Source organism: Staphylococcus equorum (assembly GCF_029531845.1).
Classification (GTDB): domain Bacteria; phylum Bacillota; class Bacilli; order Staphylococcales; family Staphylococcaceae; genus Staphylococcus; species Staphylococcus equorum_C.
This window is the reverse complement of the sequence record NZ_JAMBPV010000002.1, coordinates 126,380-150,446: the sequence shown is the minus strand read 5'-3', so window position 1 is coordinate 150,446 and position 24,067 is coordinate 126,380. Positions and strand designations below refer to the sequence as shown.

Here is a 24,067-nt window from a genome sequence, read left to right as displayed (position 1 = left end):
TGCAAATAATAAAAGCACAATGGCTTTATAAAGCCATTGTGCTTTTTTAGTTTTAATTTTATAAAACGTTATTTATTTTCAATTTCATCAGTCAATGTTTCTAATTCATCAACAAGTTTACCGATATACCCAATTGTTGATTTTAATGGTTGTTCAGTGCGGATATCAATACCTGCAATTTCGGCTAAATCTACTGGTGATTTACTACCTCCTGCTTTCAATGTATCTAACCAAGCATCAACAGCTGGCTGTCCTTCATTTTGAATGCGTTGAGACATCACTGTACCAATCGTTAACCCCGCTGAATACGTATATGAGTATAATCCCATATAATAGTGTGGTTGTCTCATCCAAGTTAGCTCTGTGCCTTCTGTAAGTTTCACACTTTCTCCAAAAAATTGACTATAGACATCTAACATAATGTCATTAAGTACTGGTGCAGTTAATGATTCGCCTTGATCGACTTTATTATAAACTTCACGTTGAAAAGCAGCTTCAAGTAAATGCGTAACCATATTATGATAATACGTTCTTGAAATAATAGAACCTGTTACCCAACGTTTAAATTTAGCATCATTACTATTTTCAAATAAGTAGTTCGCCATAAGCATTTCATTCATAGTAGAAGGTGCTTCTACAAAATACATCGAAGCCTCTGATTCTAAATAATTTTGATGTTTTTGTGCTAAAGTGAAGTGTCCAGCGTGACCTAATTCATGCGCTAAGACAAAGGTTTCAGTCATTTTACCAGTCCATGATATAAAGACATATGAGTGTGAAGCATATGGACTCGCACAATAAGCACCTGTTTCTTTGCCTTTGTTTTGTGCAAAATCTATCCATCTATCTTCATAAGCAGCTTCAACCATTTTCAAGTAATCTTCACCAAGTACATTTAAAGCACCATAAATATATTGTTTAGAATCTTCTATTGAAATTTCTGGCTCGTAATTTGGATCAATAGAAACCTTTAAATCTTCAAAATGCATCACATCTAAACCATGGACATGTTTAACTAATTTCGCATATTTTTGCATAATGGGTGCCAAATCACTCATAATCACATCAATTTGTCTGTTAAACATATCTCGTGTCACTTCTTGATCTTGTAGTAAATAATCTATAACAGAATCGTATCCTCTTAAATCTGCTTCAATTTTCTCTTGTTGCACTTGCATATTATATGTTGCTGCTGTCGTATGCTGATACTTACTTAGTGCATTACTAAAATGTTTAAAACTTATTCTTCTAAACGCTTCATTTGCGTTATCTTCATATTCATTTTCAAAAGTAGCATAATCTAAAGGGTATGTTTGATAGTCGTATTGGAATGATTCAAAATCAATATCTAACATTTTTGTAGTTCCATAAAGTTCAAAAGCACTCTCAAAAGTAGGGGACAAACTTGCTAATACTTTTTCAACTTCTGGAGATAATTGATGTGCTTTATTCGCTTTTAATTTCGCTAAAAAATGTGGATACTTCGATGTTTTAATAAGTTGTTCAAGTGTTTGCTCAGATAGTGCTAATATTTCTGAAACTACAAATGAAAGTTCACTAGCAATTTTCCCATAAGATGTAGACAATTTTGAACTTAATGTCTGTGCATGTTCATTAGCTGTGTCAACGCTCAATCTTAACTCGGCATAATTTGCCATTCGATCTAACTGGATTAATAGTTCAGTATATACATCTAGTGCATCCTCAATGATATCCACTTCATTTAAGTGCTCTGTGTATTGTTGATTAAACGCCTTAGCTTGGTCTAATGTATCATTCAATGTGCTATAAAATGCATCATCAGAACTAAATAAGTTAGTTACGTCCCATGTTTCTTCAATTGGAACATTATTTCTAAATGGTAATGTTTCAGCCATATAATCTACTCCTCTACATATATATTATATTCACAGCTAATTATACATGAATGACCCTCATAAATGATAACCGTAAGTTTATCTATGTTAAAAGTGGGGAACAGTAAAGAAAATTGGATTGACACGTATTTTGTATTAATTTAATATAAAATTATACTGCTCAAGACTGAATGTATTTATATAGAAAATATAGTATGATATATATAATGTAAGTAAAGTATAAATATTAAATAAAAAGGAGTGGAATAAATGACTATTTTTGATATGCCTAATTTTTTATGGATTACTGTAGTTGCTGTCATATTAGTAACAGTATTTTGCAATCTTGTCTTAAATAAATGGTTTACTGCACCAATCTTAACATTAGTAGTATTAGCAATATCAGCATTTTTAATACCAAATTTCCAAGACATTACATATGAACCTTTATTAGGTTTTGCTGCGTTTATGACCATATTAAGTTTAATTCTAAGCTTTGTAATATGGTACATGACACGTAACTGGAGACGTAAACGTCGCGAAAAGAAAGCTAGAAAAGAAATACGGAAACGCGGTGGCATCCCGAAAGATGAATTAGAAGATTATAAACAAAAATAAAAAATGAACTGTAGCTATAATTTAAGTTACAGTTCATTTTTTATTTATATCCTTAAGTTCGAGTTGATGAATTGATAGCATCATTTAATTATTTTAAGCAAAGTCTTGAAATATGGTATTAATAATATGTTATCAAAAAACGAATCACAACATATAAGAAGTATAGACGTATAGACTCATATAGTAATTAAAGTACAATAGTAGCAAGTTATTTGAAGTTATAAATATGTAATGTAATACCATGCACAATAGACAATAAGTAAATACATCAAAGTAATTGAAAGAATGATTAAGTTAAAGAACATATATAACGTAATAGGTAGTTGATTATATTTAGAGGCTTTTCTTCCAAAACCCATTAACTTCCTATAATATATATTATGTAAACTAAAAAGTGAATTTTAAAAGTTACTTGTCTATATAGTGATTTTTACATATTTACTACGTATTAATTATTTACTGCTTTTTAATCTGTCTTTTTCTTTTACAATCATTACTTTACGTCATTGAGCGTATATTAGATACTTATACATCTATTATTTAGTATTTTATTCTAATGGAACTTACAAACTTCTATAGTAAATTACATATACTAACATTATAACCTAAATTCACAATTTCATGTGTATTCACATGGATACATACCAACAAACATTAATTTAAATGCTCAGAAATCATCTTCTCAGCGTCATGGTTTTTAATGGTCTTAGAACTTTACGAATAAACAACGCTTAATGCTTTAATTCTGCTATTTCTTGTGTATCTTTCATTTTATAGCAATCCTTAGAAAAAAGGTCTTTTATTTAAACCATATACTTATAGGGTTACATAACATAAATATAGGAACCTATTAAAAACGTGTTCTTTTCTGATATTTGGGTATATACTATTTAGAGAATCATTTAGGAGTGAAATTTATGCAGGAACGTTCCCGAATCAAATGGTCGAGTTTAGTGATTGGCGTCATTTTTCTAATTATTGGCGTGTTTATTTTAAGTTTTCCTGAAGAAAACTTATTCGCCATTACATGGCTCATAGGTCTACTATTTATTATTAACGGTTTTTTAGAAATTTTCGTTCGTCGTGTAATGAAAAAATCAAATAAAAATGCCTCAACCATGGTACTTGTACTTGGTATAATTAATATTATTTTAGGATTGTTGATTTTATTTAATATCGTTACAAGTACCACATTTATTGTTTATTTATTTGCTATTTGGTTTATTATAAATGCGTTATTTAATATGTTTACAGTAACGCCACTTGAAAAATCAAATAAAGGTTTTCATATTGTATCTGTTATTTTGAACATTATTACGATTATTTTCGGTATTATTTTACTGTTTAACCCACTTATGGCGGCAATTCTAGTTGCTATCTTTATGAGTGCTGTGTTCTTTATTATTGGTATCACTTATATTATTAGAGCGTTATCTTAATGATCTGTAACTTGCAAATAAATGATTAAAATAGGCGTGTATTTGAAAAATTATGCCAAAAAGCGCATTGCAAATCAACTTGCAATGCGCTTTTTACATATTTATAATCATTTTATATATTACTTTAAGTATGTTATAAAAATGAATTTTACTATAAAATTATTATAGTGTACGGTTATTGCATTACTAAAATCCTATGCTATACTAAAAAATGTGGAGAACAACAAGAATTAACATCTCAGACTCTTCCACATTTTAGTTCATCGTTATATTGGTATTGCCATCCTAATATAACTAACTTCAGAACGAAAGAAAGCATACTGATTAGGGCTTACATACCAGTATGCTTTCTTTTTTTTATGCTATTTTTTAACCTTTTTTCTAACATTATTCAATGTATTAAATAACCAATATTTTGTTTTCTTAATTGGTTTATAAAAGTCACCGATTAATTCTTCGATTTGTACATTAAATCCACGTTTAAAGCGATATACGCCATAATCTTCACTATTTTCAGTGAAATCACCTGATAAACCATAGAAATTATAGCGACCATAACCATTGTCAAAACAATAATTCAACATGAACCAGTGCATCATATAAGGCCCCATATATTGATTGTACTTTTCTGATGAACCACCAGAAAAGTAGTTTACTTCATAGGCATTTGCAAAATAAACACCAGCAGCTAAATTTAATATAGCGCCATCTGTTAATCTTAATTCACTTGCATGCATTAACTCTTTTTTATCATGCTCTATTTGTTTATCCAGTTCTGTAATTTTCTTCAATTGTTTATCTGATTTATTTTCATTCTGCATGATTTGATCTCTTCGCGATTCTTTATCATTAATACTTTCTTGCGTATTTTCAATATATTCATCTAAATCTATATATGCTAAAGGTATTAAGGCCTTATCACCATAATTATCAATAAAATTATAGAAATATTCATCTGTTTTAGATACGAAGCCAGCACGTTTTTCAGTTTCTCGATAAAGTTCTAAGAAAAGGTCAAATTCATCTCTATTTAACAACCTAACTTTAACACCAAAATTAATTGCTTTATTGATATTACGTTTTCTTTGGCTATCAAATTGTTTTTTTAGAGAAGCTGGTGTTTGTCCATCTAAGTTCAATACACCCATCCATCTTACTTGGCTAGATGTATCATATTTAGTCGTAAAACCATGATGTGTATAACCATGAGATTTAAATAAATTGACTAATGCATCATTCTTATCTGGTTCTGGTAATGGATTGATATCTTTATCGTATATTTGATAAATCCAGTATGGGTCCATTTTGACATATAGACAATTATGGTGTTGAAGATAATTGTCTAATTCACGTAAATAGAAATCTACTAAACCTAAATCATTGTAATCCATAACTGGACCACGATTAGAATAATAAACATAGCTCCCCATTGTAGGAATTTTAGAGAAAAGACTAGCAGCAATAACCTGATTGTCGTCATCTTTTAAGCCTAATAGTACAACTTGAAATCCATCTTTTTCTCTTGTCGCAATATTTTCTTTTACTTGAAAGTAATGACTCTCTAATGCTGGGTTTTGTACAAAATTGTCATACTCTTTGACGGTTAACTCTGTAAATTTCATTCTAGCTTAGTTCCCTTCTATAATTTATGTCTACTTCTTAATATCTTTTAATTTTTTTAATGTCGTATAAATTTTGTACATTGGCTTATTAATAGGTTTTACAAAATCCCCAACGTATTCCACTACTTCGGCATTAAATCCTTTTTTGAATTTCACTACGCCTGCATCTTCCGCGTCTTCTGTGAAATTACCGCTGATACCGTAGAAGTTATATCTATCAATATTATGGTCAATTGCGTAATTAATCATCGTCCACTGAATCGCATAACTACCAGCAAAGTGTCTAAATTCATTTGAAGTACCACCTGCATAGTAAACCACTTCATAAGGGTTAATAATAAAGTAAGCTGCAGAAATTGGTAATTCATTACCATGTTCAGCCTGTAGCGATTGCGCTTCTTCAATTTTTTGTTGATTTGCAATAAGCTGTTGTTCTAAATTATCTCTCTTATTATAAGCTTTTTTATTTTCAGGACGTTTTTCTATATCTTTAATCGCCTTGTTAATATCTTTGCTTAAGATTTCACGCTCTGATTTTAATTCTTCTATATATTCATCAAAATCCATATAAGCTAATGGTACCAAGATACGATTCTTATAATATCTCAATCTATTATAATAAAAGCTATCTTCCCTATCATCAAATTCTTTTGATTCAGATGTATCTTCCATAAACGAACGGAAGATTGGTAAATCGTCTTCTTCTAAAAATCTTACTTTAACGCCATTTTTTTGAACTTTTTTTGTATTACGTTTACGTAAACTATCCATACCGTTAAGTACATCTTTAGCTGTTTTACCTGCTAAATCTAGTACAGAATGGTATCTAATTTGAAGAATTGGATCAAAACCAGTTAAAAACCCTTGGTGTTTGTATCCTAATTGTTTCATTTTATCGAAAATCCAGTCATGACCAGCATTTTCTAATACTTCTCCATCATGATTACGATATTGATAAGCTAAATAAGGATCGACTCTTAAATGTAAACCTTTATGTTTTTTAACATATTTAGTTAATTCATTAAAAAAGTAATGAACAAGTTCTTTATTTTCAAAATCGATAACAGGTCCTCTGTTTGTATAAAAATATTTAAAAAACTTCATTACTGGTACTGCAGTAAGTAAACACGCTGCAATGACTTCATTTTCATTGTTTTTAATACCAACTAAGTGTGTTTCTGTACTTTCTGCAATTTTCAATTCGTAGTTTCCTACCATTTGTGTAAAGTGACTATTTGGCATATTATCTGTAAATGTACCAAACTCTTTAGCAGTTAAATTCGTAAATTTCATTTTGTATACTCCTATTTGTTTATAATTCTTTTTTATTCGAGTTTAATCTTCAATCTTGATTATTATACAATAACCATTTATAAAACTAAATCAATAGCATATATAAATTCATTATACATGAACTTTATGTATGACTTATTATATCACTACTTTTATTTTAACAAAGAATAAGCAATTAAACACATTTGCCCATAGTTATAACAACAAAAACTGGAAAACTTATTAAGTTTTCCAGTTTTTGTTATGATTTGAGACATGAGGACTTAACCATCATCTCTCAAATCTCTGTTTTAATTTAAAGCGTCTCGTAATGTTTCACCTATTGCTACGCTTGATTGTGGATTTTGGCCTGTAATAAATTGATTATCTATTTCAACATGTTCAGTGAAGTTGTCCTGAGCTACAAATTTAACGCCTTGATTTTCTAATTCCGTTTGAGTTAAGAAAGGTACTTTTTCCTCAAAGCCCATAGCACGTTCTTCTTCATCTGTAAATGCAGTTAACGTCACACCCTTCACTAGGAAGTTGCCTTTCTTATCTTTAGCACCAACAAAAGCACTCGGCCCATGACATACAGATGCAATGACTTTATCATCTGCTTTAAAGTCAGCAAGTACTGAAGCTAACTTCTGATTATGCGCAAAATCAAATACAGTGCCATGACCTCCTGGTAAATATACGGCATTGTATTGACTTACATCTACATCTTCTATACTTGATGCTGATTTTGTTTGATCAACAAATGCTTTATATTTATTAAGCTCATCATTCTGTGTTGAATTGGGATCTAACGGGACTTCCCCACCATTTATTGTAGCGATATCCACATTAATATTTGCTTCTGTTAATATATTATAAGGTTCACTTGCTTCTTCTAACCATAATCCTGTTGGTGTACCATCTTCAAATTGATTTACACTTGTTATAATAAACAAGACTTTTTTAGTCAAATTATGTCACCTCTTTTTAAAAATAAGAGAATTGTTATATTGAATTCATTGAAATTACATTATTTAAATTATATGTCATGCACTTCAACGATATATTCTCTCTTAATAGACTACCCCTAATTTCAATCTCTTACACACACATTGCTTTATTCACTTTTTTTATCGAGCGCATTTCTAATGGAATTAAAATAATTGACTATGTCTACTGTTGAATCTTGTGCTAATCGTTTTACAATTTCGCTACCTATTACAACACCATCTGAAGCTTCTATGATGTCTGATACATGTTCTGGTGTACGAATACCAAATCCTGCAACGACAGGCACGTTGGAAATTGATTTTATATGTTTAATTCTATCTTTTAATTCAGGATGGAACTTACCATTCTCTCCTGTTGTCGCATTCATTGTTACTGTATAAATAAATCCTTCTGCATCTTTGGCGATTTGATTACTACGTTCTTCAGACGTCGTCATAGCGATTAATGAAATAATATTTACTTTTCTATCAGGATGACGTTCTTTTAATTGTTGAACAAGTTCATGAGGCAAATCAGGAATGATTAAACCATAAACGCCTGCTTTTTCACAAGCTTTAAAAAATGCATCTTCTCCGTAAAAATTAATAATATTATAATAAGTCATTAATACATATTTACTTGATATTGAGTCACGCTGCTCAGTAAGTTGATCTAAAATATACTGAATATTGACGCCTTCTTCTATGGCTTCGCTACCAGCGTCCATAATGACCGGTCCATCAGCCACTGGGTCTGAAAATGGTACACCTACTTCAACAATATCAGCACCTGCGTCACTGACTGTCTTAAGATTTTCAATAAAAGATTTATTACCCATAATATATGGAATAAATAGTTTACGCATTAGAATCACCGCCTTGTTTCATATAATTTCTAATTGTTTCCATATCTTTATCGCCACGTCCTGAAACTGTAACAACAAGAATTTCATCTTTACTCATCGTTGGTGCTAATGTTTCTACATAGCTTAATGCATGCGCACTTTCTATAGCTGGAATAATACCTTCAGCTTTTGTAAATCTAACTAAAGCATCCATGGCTTGTTTATCACTTGCAGTTGCGAACTTCACTCTGCCTATATCGTGATAATACGAATGTTCTGGCCCAACCCCAGGATAATCTAAACCTGCAGATATAGAATGTGCTTGTTGAATTTGACCATTTTCATCCTGGATGAGATACATTTTAGTACCGTGTAATATGCCTTCTTTACCTTTGTTAATTGCTAGCGCGTGTCTATCCGTATCATAACCTTCACCTGCAGCTTCTACACCATATAAATCCACATCATCTTGAATGAATGGATAGAATGTACCAATGGCATTAGATCCACCACCAACACAAGCTACAATTGCATCTGGTAAACGTCCTTCTTTTTCTTGAATTTGTGCTTTGATTTCTGTACCTATGATTTTTTGTAAATCTCTTACAATGGTTGGGAATGGATCTGGTCCTAAAGCTGAACCTAATAAATAATGCGTATCATCTACATGACTTACCCAGTATTGTAATGCTTTATTCACCGCATCTGATAATGTACCTTGTCCTTCAGTTACAGATTCAACTTTCGCGCCTAACAATTCCATTCTAAATACGTTTAATGATTGTCTTTTAATATCTTCTTCACCCATAAAGACTACAAGTTCCATATCAAATAATGCAGCAACCGTCGCACTCGCAACACCATGTTGACCTGCGCCTGTTTCAGCAACAAGTTTATTTTTACCCATTCTTTTGGCTAATAGTGCTTGGCCTAATGCATTGTTTATTTTATGCGCACCAGTGTGATTTAAATCTTCACGTTTTAAATAAATTTTTGCTCCACCAAGGGCTTCTGTATATGAGTCAGCATATGTCAATGGCGTTTCACGACCTACATAGTCTTTAAGGTAACCATCTAATTCTTCTTGGAATTTAGGGTCTGCTTTGGCTTCTTGATAAGCTTGTTTCAATTCTTGAATTGCTGGCATTAACGTTTCTGGTACATATTGACCACCGTAAGTACCGAAGAAACCAAATTCATCTGCTTCTGTTTGTATGTTTTTATCCATAATTAATTTGCTCCTTTTACGAGTTTAATAATTGCTGTCATTTTTTCCATGTCTTTTTCATTATTTGTTTCTATACCACTAGCAATATCATAACCTTGATGTGTTAAGTCTAAGGCTGCTACGGCTTGAATATTGTCATAGTTCATACCGCCTGCGATTAAATAGTTAACATTTTTTATCGTTTTTAAAATTTCCCAATTATATGCTTCACCTGTACCACCATAAGACTTCGATGGTGTATCAATAATAAACATATCTACATCATCTTTATAGTAATCAATAGCTGTCGTTAAAGTTTGTTGGTCTGTTGCGGGTAAAGCTTTGATAACTTTAATGTTCGGATTACTTTTCTTAATAAAATGCACAGTTTCTAACGGTTCATTACCATGGAGTTGAATTGTTGAAATCTGCGTCTGCGCTATCAAATTGGTAATCGTGGCATAATCTGGATCGACAACGATGACTACTTTTTCTTTATCGTCAGGTATAACTTCAGTTAATTGTTTAATGGTTGGAATATCTACATATCTTTTACTCTTTAGAAAATGAATAAACCCCATCGCATCAATATTTAAGTCTTTTGCTTTGTTTACATCGGTTAATGTGCGGAAACCACAAAACTTTAACTTCATCGTTGTACCTTATCTAATTTTAGACCTGGTAAGAATTGACTTAAGTCATCACATTTCATTAATGATTCACCAATTAATAAACCATCTATACCCGAATCAACGATATTTTGAACATCTTGCTCATCTTTGATACCACTTTCTGAAATATAGTAATAACCCGTTTTTTTATCTTCCAAAATCTGATTTGTATGCAAGACGTCAGTAATGAAACGTTTTAAGTCTCTATTATTCACGCCGATAATTTTCGGATCTAATTTATATGCACGTGCCAATTCTTCTTTATCATGAACTTCTACGAGCACTTCTAAATTTTGCGATGTAGCGTATTTATATAGTTCTCTTAATTCTGGGTCAGTCAAAACGTTAACGATGAGTAATATAATAGAAGCGCCTGCTTTTTTAGCAACATCAATTTGAATGGGGTCAACTACAAAATCTTTGCATAATACTGGTAATGATGTTTCTGTTGTCAATGCTTGTAAACGTTCATAGCTACCACCAAAATAGTGTTCATCAGTTAATATAGAAACTGCATTCGCACCATGCGCTTCATAATCTTTCACTTGTTGCGCTAAGTCTCTTGCTGGTAATCCATCAAGTGTTGGACTTTTAGATTTAATTTCAGCAATCACCCCAAGTTGATTTGAATCGTCTAATTGTGATTGGAATGTTTTTTTATGTGAAATATCCACTGTTTCTAATGTTGATAATTTATCTTCATAATACCCTTGTTCTAGTAAACCTCGTTTATATGTTACAATCTCATCCAATATAGTCATACGTTTTGCCTCCCATTTTATTATATTGCTCTAAAGCTTTACCACTTTCTATTAATGCTTGCGCTGCTTTCACACCATCTTCTATTGTTTCAACTTTTTCCGCTACATATAGTGCGATGCCTGCATTCAAGATAACAACATCTCTCTTAGCACTATGATCTGTTCCATTTAATATATGCTTTGTTATTTCTAAGTTATCTTGTGGCGTGCCTCCAACAAGTGCTTCGTTTGGCGCATAATCTAAGCCAACATCTGTAGCATTCAGCGTATACTGTTTAATTTCTTCATTTGCTGTTACTTCATAAATAATATTGTCGCCAGATAATGTAGCTTCATCCATACCATTTGCACCATATACAACGATTGCTTTTTTGCGTCCTAAGTCGGCTAAGGTTTGTGCAATTTTTTCTAATTTTGATGTTTCATAAACGCCCATGACTTGATAATCCAATTTAAAAGGATTAATGATTGGCCCAGTGATATTAAATATCGTCGGATTACTGATACCTTTTCTTACTGGTTGAATATTTTTCATTATAGGATATGTTTCAGTAGCATTTAAAAAGACCAATCCATTGTTATCTAATTGTTTCGGAGTTTCATCAACAGTGCTTGTCTTGATAGCCATTGCATTTAACAAATCCGTACTCCCTGATGACGAAGTGACACTCTTATTACCATGCTTAATTACGGGTACACTTGCACTAGCAATAACAAAAGATACGGTTGTAGAGATATTAAAACTATTTGATTTATCTCCACCCGTGCCACAAACACACATACCATTAGGATAGTATGGTTGTTCAGGATACATAGAATGAATTAAGCTATTTGAAATATAAGTTAACTCCTCTTGTGTTGTTTCTTTTTCAGAAAACGTTTCAAGTAACTCGATTTTTACGCTGTCTTCTAAGTTTTTAGAAATAAGTAATTCTATAAATTCATTCATTTGTGCTTGGTTAAGTGGCTTATATTGTTTTAATTGTGTTTGTAGCTCCATCTTCTGTTACCTCCTTCATTATGTTTAAAAAGTTATTAATGATTTGTTTACCATGTGCCGTAGCAAATGACTCTGGGTGATATTGAATGCCATAATGTAAAAATTGTGTATGTTCAAATGACTGTATGCAATCTTCTGTTTGTGCCGTTATTGTTAATGTTTCAGGTAGCGTTTGAGGATTACTCATCAATGAATGATATCGCATAATTTCTGAATATTCTGGAATATCAGTGTATAACAAAGTTTCTTTTGTGATACGCATTTGGTCTTTTTTACCATGCTTTATATAATCACATTGGATTACATCGCCACCATGATAACAAGTTAATGCTTGCGACCCTAAGCAAACGCCTAAAATCGGTTTATTTTTATAATGATCAATGATTTGCATTAAATCGTCTGTATCTAATGGATGGCCAGGACCTGGTGAAATGATTACTCCGTCGATGGCCAGATTATAGATAGATGGATCATCCGGATATTTAATCATCACTTCTTCTTTCTGTGCAATCATATCTACTAAGTTATAAGTAAATGAATCATAATTATCAACTATAAGTATCATGGTGACACCTCCAATAAGCTTTTAGCTTTCAATTTAGTTTCTTCGAGTTCTTTTTCTGGTATTGAATCATAAACCACACCACACCCTGCTTCTACATTTATGTGCGTATCATCAATCATCATTGTGCGAATCGCTAATGCGAAATCTAAGTCGTGATTACAATTAATATAACCAATACCACCACTATACACGCCACGTTTCTGTGGCTGCACTTCATAAATACGTTGAATCGCTCTTAGCTTTGGCGCACCCGATACAGTACCTGTCGGTAATAAACTTGCAATCACTGTCATCGGTGAATAATTGTTTTTAAGCTTTCCAGTAACTTCACTAACGATATGCATCACATGTTCATAACGTTCAATCGTCATTAATTTTCCAATTATCGAAGTGCCTGTTTCACTAACACGGTGGATATCATTTCTACCCAAATCGACGAGCATACTATGTTCGCTTAATTCTTTTTCATCGTTTTTTAAACTTGCTTCGTTTGCTTGGTCCTCTGCTTCAGTAGCACCTCGTTTTATCGTTCCAGCAATTGGATTAGTCACTACGGTTTGTCCTTTTACTTTTACAAAGCTTTCCGGTGAACTACCAACGACAATCGGCTGATCCATATTCAAGTAATACATATATGGACTTGGATTTTGACGCTTTAAATTTTGATAAAGTTGATAAGACATGGCTTGTAATTGTTGACCAAAATGATGTTCGTAACTATAAACAATAGATGGTACAACTTGGAACATATCACCTTGTTGAATAAGTGACTTCATTTTGCTAATTGTATTAATAAACTGTTCTGGTGCTATATTTGATTGTATATCTTTTTCTGTACCTTTATGTTCAAGCTCAGAAGGATAAATCGTAATTTGTTTTAATTCTTCTACACGTTTTGCCACGCGTGCTTTTAATTGCTCGTCATTTTCTTGGGAAAATAAATTTGTAGCAATAACGTATAAATGCTCTTTGTAATGATCAAATATATAAGCATCTTCAACCATATGAAACTTAGCATCATGTTGTGGATGATCTTCAAGATTGATTTGCTTTAGTACTGGGAATTCATGTCTTACTAAATCAAAACTACATGACCCTACAAAACCAGAAATAAAAGGTAATAACGCTAATGCTTCGTCTTCAATTTCTGCTTTATATTGATCAATTAAATCTTTCATTTTTTTATAAGGTTGCTCATGTTCTACTTTGTTTTCTTCTGGTGTACATACAGTCATTGTTTCATTATCCAACGTGATTGAACCGTAAGTATCGAAAATCACTATAGAATAACGCCCTTTTAGTTTCGATTGTTCTGAACTCTCTAATACGATTTTATTTTCTTTCAATCTTGCTAACGCTTCTGGTGTTACTTCTGCATTTAATCTTTGATATTGCACTTTCATTTTATTTTCCTCCTCATAAAAAAATCAGCGTCCTTAAACATTGTTAAGGACGCTGACGCGCGGTACCACCTAAATTAGTAGATATATACTTGCTTTGATCTACTCTCTCATTGATTTATTCATTTGTTATCCAACAAAACCCAATTTCAGTATATGTAGGTGTTAGTTTCCATCAACTACTAACTTTCTGCTTGCTACCTTTACATTACTTACTTCATTTTGCTTTCTTATTTTTTGGTATATAAAAAACACCACACTAACGTATATCTGTAAGGACGCGTTACCGTGGTGCCACCTTAGTTAACAAATTATTTGTTCACTTTAAATATTATAATTTTTAATTACATTTAAAAGCCCAATTCACATTATATGCAGTGCTAATTTCCATCAACCATTAGCTTTCTTCTTGCTACATGTCATATATGCTACGTTATCTTCCAAATGGCAACCTAAGCTGCGAAAAGTAATTACCTAGTATGCTACAAGGATATTTTCAATTTGTCAACATTTGAATTTATATTAATCACTTTTTACTTTAAACGATGATTATTGTTGAGATCATTTTGGTTATACTTTTTGAAGTTGGTTATGAATACATAGCCCCCAATGAGTAGCATTAAAATAGGCACAATAATAATGACATATATCGTCAAATTCCCAAAAAAGTTAGTGAAAAATGCTAAAGCAAAAATGAGTAATAATATTAAAATCAAAAAGTTTAAGCCTAGTGTTTTTTTCATTAGATATCTACCTTACTTAAAAAACAAAGATAACATTCAAGCTTATTTTTATCATAGCTTATCATCTTTGTATATGGAATTTGCTGAATTTCTATTTCTTTTTTTGTGATATTTCATGAAAATCAATGGTTTATTATCCATGAATTCGATGTTTAATCAACATAAATATAATATTAGCGTCGGCTATCTCTCAGGCATCAATATGACGTAGAGAGGAAGTGCATATTAATGATCAAAGCTCTTGTTCATACCATTATCACAGTAATTAGTGATTGCATCGTTACCTTATTTGCGTATTGGTTACGTAATCGTAATGACAAGTAAAAGGAGACATTAACCACACCAAAAACCCCCTCGCTACCACCAATAGCGAGGGGGGGTGCATTCAATGCACGAAACTCTTGTTAAATATATTATAACATCATATATAGGGGCATTGCAAAGTTAAATAGATAATCTAGGGTTCAATATATTTATGATTGAATCGGTGCTAAACAATAAGCATGTAACAATGCTTGTGTCGCTTTTAATGAATCAATATGCGTACGTTCTAGTGCATGTGATGATTCGATACCTGCACCGAATAAGCCATGTTTTATATCTGCACCTGCTTTTAATGCTGCTGAAGCGTCAGAACTATAATATGGATAAATATCAACTTTGTATGGAATTTTATTTGTTTTACATAGATTTACGAGTTGTTCACGTAATGCCTTATGATATGGGCCTGATGCATCTTTAGCGCAGATAGAAACCGTATATTCATCTGAAGCTTGACCGTCCCCTAAAGCACCCATATCGAATGCAATAAATTCAACAATATTTGATGAGATTGAAGCATTGGCACCATAGCCTATTTCTTCATTGTTAGAAATGTAAAATTGGATCGTATGCGGTAATTTGAGATTTTCTTTTTTAACTGTTTTTAAAAACTCTATAATCATGGCAACACTTGCTTTGTCATCTAAATGACGTGATTTTATAAAACCCGAAGATGTGACTTGTGTTCTAGGATCAAAACTTATAAAATCTCCTACCTCGATACCTAATTGTTCTGTATCTGCTTTTGTATTCACCTTTTCATCTAATCTTACTTCCATATGGTCTATGTTTCTAGGCTCATTATCATTATTACGATATACATGTACGCTTGTTTCATGTAGACATATTGTCCCTGTGAAGATCTGTCCTGCAGAAGTTTCAATTTCGCAATATTCCCCTTCTATTGCGTTATAACTAAAGCCACCAATTAAATCTAATGCTAAACGGCCATCTTCTTTAATTTCTTTTACCATTGCACCTAATGTATCCACATGGGCTGTAATACATTTATGGTCTTGATCATTCTCACCTTCTACAGTAATAATCAACGCACCTTTGTTAGTAATATGAGTCGCATAACCTAACTTTTCAACTTCATCTTTAACGTATTTAACTGCCTTTTCTGCATGCCCTGAAGGACTATTAATATTCGTTAATGCTTGAATTGTCGTAAAAATGGATTCTGTCATACTATCCCCTCCTTATATGTATATCTTTAGTTTAACTGTTATTTTCTAAAATTGGTAAGATTCCGAATAGAAATCCCTCTTTGATAGCAGTGATGCTTAGGTGTGTATTAAAAAATTTAACTACATCTAATAATAAATAGATGTAGTTGCTTAAAATTAAATAAAAGACTGTAGTAACATAACTACAGTCTTTTATTTATCCAGAGAAGCACAATTTTTTAATTCAAGTCATCCTTATATTTATTTAATTCCTTTTTTATCTCCATAGGTCTTTCATTATAATCTATCAATGTCTTTATTATCACATTGGTGAACTTTGCTGTTGCAATGCTTGTTCCCCAAAAATAAGAATACCCCTTTGGAACACCAAATAAATTAAAATAATCATTTTTTAAGTATCTAGGAAACGTAGAAACAACTAAATGTTGTTCAATACTTGTATAGTCAACAATACTCTCGATATCTCCCCCAAATATAGAATATGCATCTTTTACTTCTTTTGAGTATGAGGCAATATTTCCTTCTATGTCTCTAGCAGTAACTAGATATATATAGTCTTTGCTGTTTTTGAAAATATTTTCTTCTTGATTGTCGTTACCTGTTGAAGCTACTATAATAATATTCTTACCAAAAGCTATACGTATTAGTTGTTCAATTTGATTTTTTTGTTTTTTTGTAACATTTGATTTTTTAATTGAAAGACTGAGATTTATGATACGAACTTTTAAAGTAATGGCATATTCAAGCGCTTCAATAAAACTAGCAATTTCAAATTTAATATTGTTTGTAATTTTACAAATTATTAATTCTAATTTTTTAAACTCAGGTATAAACAACTCATTATAGATTATTACTCCCGAGACACCTGTGCCGTGACCACTATTATCAATTATTGAGTCATCAACAAAACTTTTAGATAAACTAAAATTAATATATGTTTTCAACTTATCATGGTAGCCATCAATACCTGTATCTAATATTGCTACTTTCATCATATATTCTGCTCTAAGTAACTTTCCAAAAATACTTGCAGCTTGTTCAGTTCACTATGCTTGTTTATGTCTACTTTCAAGATTTTATCTATGATTTTCTCATCATTTTCGAACCATTCTTTATTATCATGATATAAATTATTTAAGTCCGTATTTATTTGCGCTATTTTTTTAAATTTCTTTTTTATTTTTTTTACTAAAAAGTATTTTTTGGTTTCTTCTTTTATAACCATATAAAGGTCCATTATAATTTCCATGAATATCATACCTCCGTTATTCAAAACGATTTTGACTATCAATAAAAAGTTTATATAACTTATGTGAATTATATAATTCATGATGGCTTCCTAACCCAGTTATAGAGCCATTTTCCATGAATACGATTCTATCTACATTTTTTATTGTCGACATTCTGTGAGCTATAATTAAACAAGTTTTATTTCTCATAAATTTAGTAATATTAGCTACCAAAATATTTTCAGTTTGACTATCCAAATTGGATGAAAATTCATCTAGCAAGAAAATATTACTGTCTTTCATCATAGCTCTTGATAACGCAATCCTTTGTCTTTGCCCTCCAGATAAAAATATTCCATTTTCACCTGTTGCAGTCAAAAAGTTTTTGGGAGAGTTGCTAACTGTTTGTATTAAATCTGATTTATTACAAATAGTCTGAATTGCATCAAAACACACTATGCTTTTTTTACCATAAATAATGTTATCTAATATGGTCCCACTCATTATATTGTTTTCTTGAGGAACATAACTTATGGTGTTTCTCCAATCAATTATATTAATATCTTTTATATTTTTATCACCATAAATGATTTCACCTGTGTAATCTTTATAAATGCCTAAAATCAAATCAAAAAGTGTTGATTTACCTGAACCTGATGGTCCAACGATAGCAATTGTCTCTCCTGGTTTTATTGTTAAATTAATACTTTTTAGTATTGGAGTTTTATCAAATTTAAAAGTCATATTTCTGATTTTCAATTCTTGTAAATCTAATTGAACCTCATGAAACAATATTTTTTCGGTTTCTAAATTATCATCAGATAGCAACTCATTAATTTTTTCATTGGCACCTCTTACTTTTTGCACTTCATTGTATAAAGTTGTAAATGAAATAATAGCTGGGATTACCTGTAATACATAATACAATATTGCGATAAATGTACCAGTACTAAGTGTGCCATTACTGATTCTAAATGTTGCATATCCTACAATGAATAATATCGTTCCTATTGTAACCAATGACATGATTGGTGCTATTACAGCTTTGACCTTTGCATCTTTCAACTCTACTTCAAGTATTTTCTCCATTATTTTATTAATCCTTTTATACTCATAGAATTCAAATGTATAAGCTTTCACCAACTTTATATTCGTCAAAACGTTATTTAACTTAGACGTAAAAATTGATAATTGATCTTGAAGTTTTAAGGATATTTTATATGTAATATTTCCGATTGGGAATATTATTAAGCAAACCATTGGGATAATTGCAACAGTTATAAACATGATTTTATAGTCCAAAATAAATAACATAATGAGTGCACCTAAAAAGGCTAAAGAATAATTTAGTGCATTTGGTATGGTATTAGTAAAAAAATAATTAAGTTCTTCAATATCATTTTTAAGTCTACTAATTATTTCTCCACTTTCATATTTATAAATAGTTGCTAAATCTAATTTCAAAACATTTTCCCAAATACGACTTCTAATTTTCAACATAGATTTACTACCAATATATTTAAATAAATATAAGGAAATTGATCCTAAGATTGCGCTGCTTATAAATAAAACTATAATTAAAATTATATCTAAAGACTCCAATCCCGTCCTTTGAAATTGGTCTATTATTGCTTTTAAGTATATAGGCATTATTAAACCTAACAGTGTTGATATTATCGATATTATTAAACTTAATGCAAATAACTTTTTTGAAATTGAGGCTAATCTTATTAAATTAGTTATTTTCATTTTTATCACATGATTAGATCAGACAACTTAACATGATCTTTTAGCCCAAAATATAAATCAATCACAAAATAGATGCCTAGTGATCCTGTTAAAAAGTTGTTCTTGTCTATATAATATCTCCTTCCTCTATATTCTTCGCAATCTCTAAATTTATAAATGTTATTATCATCATAGTCGTCCATTAATTTCTCGAAATAAATGTCGGATAATTCTGACATATTAAATTGTTTGAAATTTAACAGTTGTAGTAATACACCTGATTTCCCATGACATATTGAAGGCGAGGGTAATAACTCATATTTATCTTTTAAATTGTCAAAAAATTTATTACTTATGTTTATATAGCTCTTATTTTCTATATGTTTTGCCGATTTATAAAAAGTTTGAGTCATAATTAAATCACCATAACACCAAGTGTAATTAGGTGAATCATAAATTTTCTTATTACCACTGTAAAACTTTTTAAGCCATGAATAACTACTTTCACTATAAAAATTAATTACGAATTCACATATTTTTTCAATTACTTTTTTTGTCTCTTTCTTTTCAAAGATTTCATAGTATTGATTTAACGCGTTTAGTATTCCCATAATCCCATGACTATGCGAAAAATTGATAAGCCCATTTTTTGTTGGCTTGTACTTGTTTTTTTCTTTTTCAATATAAAAGGGTAGATCTTCTATATTTCTAAAATCATTATAATTAAAATAACTTTGTAAGCATTGAGCAGTTTCATGGATTATTTCACTATTATGAACATATTTTCTAACAGAACTATTTATATAACATTTTAGTATTCCGCTCAACCCACTTATCAAATCATAATCATAATCATAATCATTAACTTTTTTCTTAATTTTATTTATGTAACATTGCTTTATCTTATTGTATGTCTTTTTCTCTAAATAAGGCAGTATTCCTTGTATTAGATTATCGTACCTTTTATCATTTGCTGATATAGATAACGTGTATAATATTCCAGCTATACCACTAAATAACCCAGGATTATCAATCTGATTTATAACTTTCCTATTTATCCTCCCTTTTAGTAACTCATGTATTTCTAACTCATAATTACCTTTTTCATTCAATTGTCTATTTCTCATTAAAATGATCCATGGCAAGATACCATTTGCCAGAGTGAAATAATCTGGATGATAATACATTTCGGTTATTATCTTCGGGTTATCATTTATATTATTATAATAAATTTCGTCAAAACCTATTAATGGATATTTTATTTTTTCGAATTTTTCCATTTGTAGTATACCTCTTTTAAATATATATATATGCATTTATTTATATATTCTTCGGTTTGATTATCAATACCTAAGCGATTATAAGACATGTGAATAAAACTAAATACAATATTTAAAAAGTATGGCGTTTGTAATATATTTTCAAGTCCTTTATTAAATTCTCTAATATCTTCTATAATCATACTTTTCCCAAAAATCTTATCTATTAATAACTTACTTATTCTAAATTCATCATTATTTTTAATCCACTTTCTGTAAAATTTAAAGTCCTTTTTATTCAATTTTGTTTCTAATAAATTATAAATTCCATTCACTTTATATTCTTCGTAAAATGAAATTATATAATTTAAACCTACTGCAAATGCTAATTGTTCTTTATTTTTCTCTTTGATTAGCTGCAATGCATTTTTTGAGTCTTTTTTAAATATTTCTTCAGCAGTTTCAATTTTGTTAATTCCACCATATCTCTCAATTTCTCTTTCATAATTTACTATCTCAATCTTTTTCACATAATCTAAATGATTTAAATAAGTTATTATTTTCAAATTTTCCATTATGTTTTCAGAGGATGAGATTATACGCAATCTAATGTGAGGTAATGGGTCGTGGTATTGTATGAAGAAGTAATCTGATATTTTCTTTTTGGTGAAGTACATTTGGAGTTCAGTTAATAGTTCATCAGAATATCCTGAAATAAAGTATATTTTAAGATAGAGTAGTCCATCGTTAATTGTCAGTACTCTATTTTCATAATCTTTATATTCATTAAAAAGGTTAATTTCACTTTCTTTATTCTTATCTTCATCTACTATATTTACAGGAACAATAAATTCATACTCACTATATTTACTTTTATTGTTTACAAGATGGTTAGCTTCTTCAAATTCTATATACTCAACTTTACCTTTTAATTCTTTTTTTAATATAATTTTAGAATAATCTGCTTCGAGGTCTAGTAATATAAAATTATCAAATTGAACTAAAGTAACAAAACGATCCATAAATCCGCAATTATATGCTTCAATAATTTTTCTATAAGAATTATTCTCTGATTTGAACTTCCATTTTTTTAATCTTAAAACTATATTTTTATATGTAATTCTTGGGAAATAAACAAAATTTTCTAAATCTTCATTGTTTATTGGATAGCATTTAACATAATTATTCTCAGAACTATCTAGCAAAAACCGACATATGCTTGGTGCACTTGAGTTATAGTTCAACATATTATTTGTTAGTAAATGTACTTTCTTCTTCTCGGTAGTATCATAAATGTTTATTTCTCCCTTTTCATTACAATATACTGAAATATTATCAAGTTTATTATTATTTTCAAAAGAATTAAAGTATAAATTTTCTGGGGACACCTTAGGAGTTTTCGTTACATTTAATGCTTTAAAATCTATGGGTTTGAACGAAACACCATATTTAATATTATTAGGAAATATACTATCTAAAATCGTCTTTTTATCTATGCATAGATCTTCATTTAATTCTTTGAAATACTTTAAGAACCTCCCAAAAGTTTTATGTGATTCATTTGTAATAATATTTCCAGATGGAAAAATAGTTCTATTACCTATTTCATCTTCATAAATTTTAAAATAAAGGTCAAAACTTGCTGGTGATGGATAATTAATATTTTTTATATTATAAAAATCACTGATATCAACACTTTCTTCTCGTTCTCTATTGATACTAAAAGCTAAGTCTGTTAATAAATTATTTCTTCTTTTTATTGAGCCGTTATTTTCTACTCCTAAGTGCTTAGTTTTATAGGCTAAATTCTTGATATTAACTCCAACATTAACACCATATTTTTCCATAAAATCTTTATTATAATTATTACTCACTTCCCAATGATTATTTAGAAAATAGTAAACCTCAGCAATTTCTTTTATTTCTTTCTTTATAGAAGAATTTAAATTCACATCAGTATTTAAAATTGAATCCACTTGTAAAGGTAAAATTTTAGGTATTAACTGTTGAGATTCTTCTACAATTTTGATGTATTCGTTCACATTAAAACTCTGTTTTTCTATAATCCAAAGTAAGTCATTTAAAATATTTAAATAAACCTCGGATGTTTCAGATTTTCTCAAAAGATATTTTAGTTTTTCAATGTTTATGTTGTTAAAGTTGCTTTTTTGTAATTCAGTTATTATAAATCCTTTTTTTACCATATCTTTAAGATAATTCATTAAAATGTTCTCTGTAATATTTATTTTGTTAGATTTAAGTGTATAAAATAATTCATTAAAACTTCTTTCTTCGTTCAGATATTCTAATATAAAGTTATTTAATGTATTATTGTTAATGTGTATAGAAGTGTTTCGTTTTTTTTCGCCTGGAACAAAATAATTAGATATTGTTTTCTTTTTTATATCAATTTTTTTATTACATTTAAATGATAAATATTTAATCATATTAGTGGTATACAGAACCTGAGAGATCAGACTCTCTAGCCATTCTTCACTTATTTTATAAATAGGTTTTAAATTAAATTTTTGATTATTGCTTTTTGTATTAACATCAAATTTTGTAATTGAAAATCCAGAAAACAATCCAAAGGGAGTACTTCGAGTACACATCCTTATATAATATTTGATTACACTATTATGTATATCTTTTATAGCCTTAGAGTTTTTCTTTTCTATATTTGCACAGGATTTATATAGTTCTATTGATGCTATAGCAATAGCTTCTTTAAATCCAGGCGTGCTCCATATTCTTTTTATTTGGTTTTTTAGACTCATTTCCACAAAACTTTCATCTGATAATAATAAACTGTCTGAAATGTTAAATGCTGATTTTCTGATCATTAAATAATCACTTATACATATCATAAAAGTCATCCTTACTCAGTTTTTTGTAACGAGGGGCTATATTTTTGAAAATTAATTCAATATTGAATTATCTTGCAAAACAAACTGAAGTACAGTTACATGTACATGAGCCTCGGCACGTAATCTTTGTGATAAATCTCCTTGTAGTCGTAATGGTTTTAGTATCCATTTCACCAAACATTTCTTTTTCAACGTCTTTAATTTCTTTCTCTTCAAAATCTAACTTAAAATCTTCTATTTGGATATTGTCGAAAGTAGTTTCAAATTTTAATTTTTTCATTTTTTACCTCCGTTGCCCCTCTTATTCCAATTATACAATATCATTTTTTGAAAAAATATTTTTTTGAAGAATGTTATAAATTAATAGTCTCAATTCATAAAAGACCCCTTTACTTTTAATATGAAACTTTATTGCGATCAAGAGACACTAAAAAAATCATACTTTGTACATTTAAAACACAAGTAACTTATATTTTTGTCACAGT

Annotated in this window: 21 protein-coding genes; 3 read left to right on the top strand and 18 right to left on the bottom strand. The window is 30.0% G+C overall.

Annotated features, from left to right (window positions below; all coding sequences use genetic code 11):
- Window positions 1-68: 68 nt before the first annotated feature.
- Window positions 69-1,877, bottom strand: a complete 1,809-nt coding sequence (gene pepF / locus M4L39_RS02990; RefSeq protein ID WP_277580681.1) for an oligoendopeptidase F — start codon at window positions 1,875-1,877, stop codon at window positions 69-71.
- A gap of 249 nt (window positions 1,878-2,126) precedes the next feature.
- Here pepF and M4L39_RS02985 point away from each other — a divergent pair, with 249 nt between their 5' ends.
- Together M4L39_RS02985 and M4L39_RS02980 are read left to right on the top strand one after the other, a co-directional pair.
- The gene (locus tag M4L39_RS02985; protein WP_069815677.1) at window positions 2,127-2,474 is read left to right on the top strand and encodes a hypothetical protein; all 348 of its coding nucleotides are present in this window, start codon (window positions 2,127-2,129) and stop codon (window positions 2,472-2,474) included.
- A gap of 917 nt (window positions 2,475-3,391) precedes the next feature.
- The gene (locus tag M4L39_RS02980; RefSeq protein ID WP_277580680.1) at window positions 3,392-3,913 is read left to right on the top strand and encodes a DUF308 domain-containing protein; all 522 of its coding nucleotides are present in this window, start codon (window positions 3,392-3,394) and stop codon (window positions 3,911-3,913) included.
- Between the two features lie 362 nt (window positions 3,914-4,275).
- On the opposite strand, the gene M4L39_RS02975 is transcribed toward M4L39_RS02980, so the two are convergent.
- The 10 genes from M4L39_RS02975 to M4L39_RS02930 form a co-directional block, all read right to left on the bottom strand.
- Window positions 4,276-5,535 (bottom strand): aminoacyltransferase, encoded by a 1,260-nt coding sequence (locus M4L39_RS02975; protein WP_277580679.1) that lies wholly within the window; start codon window positions 5,533-5,535, stop codon window positions 4,276-4,278.
- 30 nt (window positions 5,536-5,565) lie between these two features.
- Window positions 5,566-6,828 carry an aminoacyltransferase gene (locus M4L39_RS02970; RefSeq protein ID WP_277580678.1) on the bottom strand — a complete coding sequence of 421 codons (1,263 nt, stop codon included), beginning with the start codon at window positions 6,826-6,828 and terminating at the stop codon, window positions 5,566-5,568.
- A gap of 290 nt (window positions 6,829-7,118) precedes the next feature.
- Window positions 7,119-7,778 (bottom strand): type 1 glutamine amidotransferase domain-containing protein, encoded by a 660-nt coding sequence (locus tag M4L39_RS02965; RefSeq protein ID WP_277580677.1) that lies wholly within the window; start codon window positions 7,776-7,778, stop codon window positions 7,119-7,121.
- A gap of 146 nt (window positions 7,779-7,924) precedes the next feature.
- The gene (gene trpA / locus M4L39_RS02960; RefSeq protein WP_277580676.1) at window positions 7,925-8,662 is read right to left on the bottom strand and encodes a tryptophan synthase subunit alpha; all 738 of its coding nucleotides are present in this window, start codon (window positions 8,660-8,662) and stop codon (window positions 7,925-7,927) included.
- Window positions 8,655-9,869, bottom strand: a complete 1,215-nt coding sequence (gene trpB, locus M4L39_RS02955) for a tryptophan synthase subunit beta (protein ID WP_277580675.1) — start codon at window positions 9,867-9,869, stop codon at window positions 8,655-8,657. The genes trpA and trpB overlap by 8 nt, the downstream gene beginning before the upstream one ends.
- Before the next feature lie 2 nt (window positions 9,870-9,871).
- Window positions 9,872-10,501 (bottom strand): phosphoribosylanthranilate isomerase, encoded by a 630-nt coding sequence (locus tag M4L39_RS02950; RefSeq protein WP_277580674.1) that lies wholly within the window; start codon window positions 10,499-10,501, stop codon window positions 9,872-9,874.
- Window positions 10,498-11,280, bottom strand: coding sequence for an indole-3-glycerol phosphate synthase TrpC (trpC, locus tag M4L39_RS02945; RefSeq protein WP_277580673.1), 783 nt, complete (start codon window positions 11,278-11,280; stop codon window positions 10,498-10,500). The genes M4L39_RS02950 and trpC overlap by 4 nt, the downstream gene beginning before the upstream one ends.
- Window positions 11,264-12,280, bottom strand: coding sequence for an anthranilate phosphoribosyltransferase (gene trpD, locus M4L39_RS02940; RefSeq protein WP_277580672.1), 1,017 nt, complete (start codon window positions 12,278-12,280; stop codon window positions 11,264-11,266). Before trpD ends, trpC begins: the two co-directional genes overlap by 17 nt.
- Window positions 12,249-12,845 (bottom strand): anthranilate synthase component II, encoded by a 597-nt coding sequence (locus M4L39_RS02935; protein ID WP_277580671.1) that lies wholly within the window; start codon window positions 12,843-12,845, stop codon window positions 12,249-12,251. Before M4L39_RS02935 ends, trpD begins: the two co-directional genes overlap by 32 nt.
- Complete coding sequence (locus M4L39_RS02930) at window positions 12,842-14,248, bottom strand: anthranilate synthase component I (RefSeq protein ID WP_277580670.1); 1,407 nt, start codon at window positions 14,246-14,248, stop codon at window positions 12,842-12,844. The genes M4L39_RS02935 and M4L39_RS02930 overlap by 4 nt, the downstream gene beginning before the upstream one ends.
- Before the next feature lie 968 nt (window positions 14,249-15,216).
- Between M4L39_RS02930 and M4L39_RS02925 the strand changes: the two genes are divergently transcribed.
- On the top strand, window positions 15,217-15,312 hold the full coding sequence (locus tag M4L39_RS02925; protein WP_277580669.1) for a type I toxin-antitoxin system Fst family toxin: 96 nt from the start codon (window positions 15,217-15,219) through the stop codon (window positions 15,310-15,312).
- Between the two features lie 149 nt (window positions 15,313-15,461).
- Here the strand turns inward: M4L39_RS02925 and M4L39_RS02920 are convergent, their stop codons facing one another.
- From M4L39_RS02920 to M4L39_RS02890, 7 genes are all read right to left on the bottom strand, one after another.
- Window positions 15,462-16,499, bottom strand: coding sequence for a M42 family metallopeptidase (locus tag M4L39_RS02920; RefSeq protein WP_277580668.1), 1,038 nt, complete (start codon window positions 16,497-16,499; stop codon window positions 15,462-15,464).
- Between the two features lie 218 nt (window positions 16,500-16,717).
- Window positions 16,718-17,494: a S8 family peptidase gene (locus M4L39_RS02915; RefSeq protein WP_277580667.1), complete on the bottom strand. Its 777-nt coding sequence runs from the start codon at window positions 17,492-17,494 to the stop codon at window positions 16,718-16,720.
- On the bottom strand, window positions 17,491-17,748 hold the full coding sequence (locus tag M4L39_RS02910; RefSeq protein ID WP_277580666.1) for a hypothetical protein: 258 nt from the start codon (window positions 17,746-17,748) through the stop codon (window positions 17,491-17,493). Before M4L39_RS02910 ends, M4L39_RS02915 begins: the two co-directional genes overlap by 4 nt.
- Before the next feature lie 16 nt (window positions 17,749-17,764).
- Window positions 17,765-19,477, bottom strand: a complete 1,713-nt coding sequence (locus tag M4L39_RS02905; protein WP_277580665.1) for an ABC transporter ATP-binding protein — start codon at window positions 19,475-19,477, stop codon at window positions 17,765-17,767.
- Between the two features lie 5 nt (window positions 19,478-19,482).
- The gene (locus M4L39_RS02900) at window positions 19,483-20,736 is read right to left on the bottom strand and encodes a lanthionine synthetase LanC family protein (protein ID WP_277580664.1); all 1,254 of its coding nucleotides are present in this window, start codon (window positions 20,734-20,736) and stop codon (window positions 19,483-19,485) included.
- Complete coding sequence (locus M4L39_RS02895; protein ID WP_277580663.1) at window positions 20,715-23,558, bottom strand: lantibiotic dehydratase; 2,844 nt, start codon at window positions 23,556-23,558, stop codon at window positions 20,715-20,717. Before M4L39_RS02895 ends, M4L39_RS02900 begins: the two co-directional genes overlap by 22 nt.
- Before the next feature lie 91 nt (window positions 23,559-23,649).
- A complete protein-coding gene (locus M4L39_RS02890) occupies window positions 23,650-23,862 on the bottom strand; it encodes a hypothetical protein (protein ID WP_277580662.1) in 213 nt (70 codons plus the stop codon).
- Between the last annotated feature and the right edge of the window lie 205 nt (window positions 23,863-24,067).

Coding starts and splice junctions, on each gene's coding strand:
- pepF (WP_277580681.1), bottom strand. CDS start 1,877: ATGGCTGAAACATTACCATTTAGAAATAATGTTCCAATTGAAGAAACA.
- M4L39_RS02985 (WP_069815677.1), top strand. CDS start 2,127: ATGACTATTTTTGATATGCCTAATTTTTTATGGATTACTGTAGTTGCT.
- M4L39_RS02980 (WP_277580680.1), top strand. CDS start 3,392: ATGCAGGAACGTTCCCGAATCAAATGGTCGAGTTTAGTGATTGGCGTC.
- M4L39_RS02975 (WP_277580679.1), bottom strand. CDS start 5,535: ATGAAATTTACAGAGTTAACCGTCAAAGAGTATGACAATTTTGTACAA.
- M4L39_RS02970 (WP_277580678.1), bottom strand. CDS start 6,828: ATGAAATTTACGAATTTAACTGCTAAAGAGTTTGGTACATTTACAGAT.
- trpA (WP_277580676.1), bottom strand. CDS start 8,662: ATGCGTAAACTATTTATTCCATATATTATGGGTAATAAATCTTTTATT.
- trpB (WP_277580675.1), bottom strand. CDS start 9,869: ATGGATAAAAACATACAAACAGAAGCAGATGAATTTGGTTTCTTCGGT.
- M4L39_RS02950 (WP_277580674.1), bottom strand. CDS start 10,501: ATGAAGTTAAAGTTTTGTGGTTTCCGCACATTAACCGATGTAAACAAA.
- trpC (WP_277580673.1), bottom strand. CDS start 11,280: ATGACTATATTGGATGAGATTGTAACATATAAACGAGGTTTACTAGAA.
- trpD (WP_277580672.1), bottom strand. CDS start 12,280: ATGGAGCTACAAACACAATTAAAACAATATAAGCCACTTAACCAAGCA.
- M4L39_RS02935 (WP_277580671.1), bottom strand. CDS start 12,845: ATGATACTTATAGTTGATAATTATGATTCATTTACTTATAACTTAGTA.
- M4L39_RS02930 (WP_277580670.1), bottom strand. CDS start 14,248: ATGAAAGTGCAATATCAAAGATTAAATGCAGAAGTAACACCAGAAGCG.
- M4L39_RS02925 (WP_277580669.1), top strand. CDS start 15,217: ATGATCAAAGCTCTTGTTCATACCATTATCACAGTAATTAGTGATTGC.
- M4L39_RS02920 (WP_277580668.1), bottom strand. CDS start 16,499: ATGACAGAATCCATTTTTACGACAATTCAAGCATTAACGAATATTAAT.
- M4L39_RS02915 (WP_277580667.1), bottom strand. CDS start 17,494: ATGATGAAAGTAGCAATATTAGATACAGGTATTGATGGCTACCATGAT.
- M4L39_RS02910 (WP_277580666.1), bottom strand. CDS start 17,748: ATGGAAATTATAATGGACCTTTATATGGTTATAAAAGAAGAAACCAAA.
- M4L39_RS02905 (WP_277580665.1), bottom strand. CDS start 19,477: ATGAAAATAACTAATTTAATAAGATTAGCCTCAATTTCAAAAAAGTTA.
- M4L39_RS02900 (WP_277580664.1), bottom strand. CDS start 20,736: ATGGAAAAATTCGAAAAAATAAAATATCCATTAATAGGTTTTGACGAA.
- M4L39_RS02895 (WP_277580663.1), bottom strand. CDS start 23,558: ATGATCAGAAAATCAGCATTTAACATTTCAGACAGTTTATTATTATCA.
- M4L39_RS02890 (WP_277580662.1), bottom strand. CDS start 23,862: ATGAAAAAATTAAAATTTGAAACTACTTTCGACAATATCCAAATAGAA.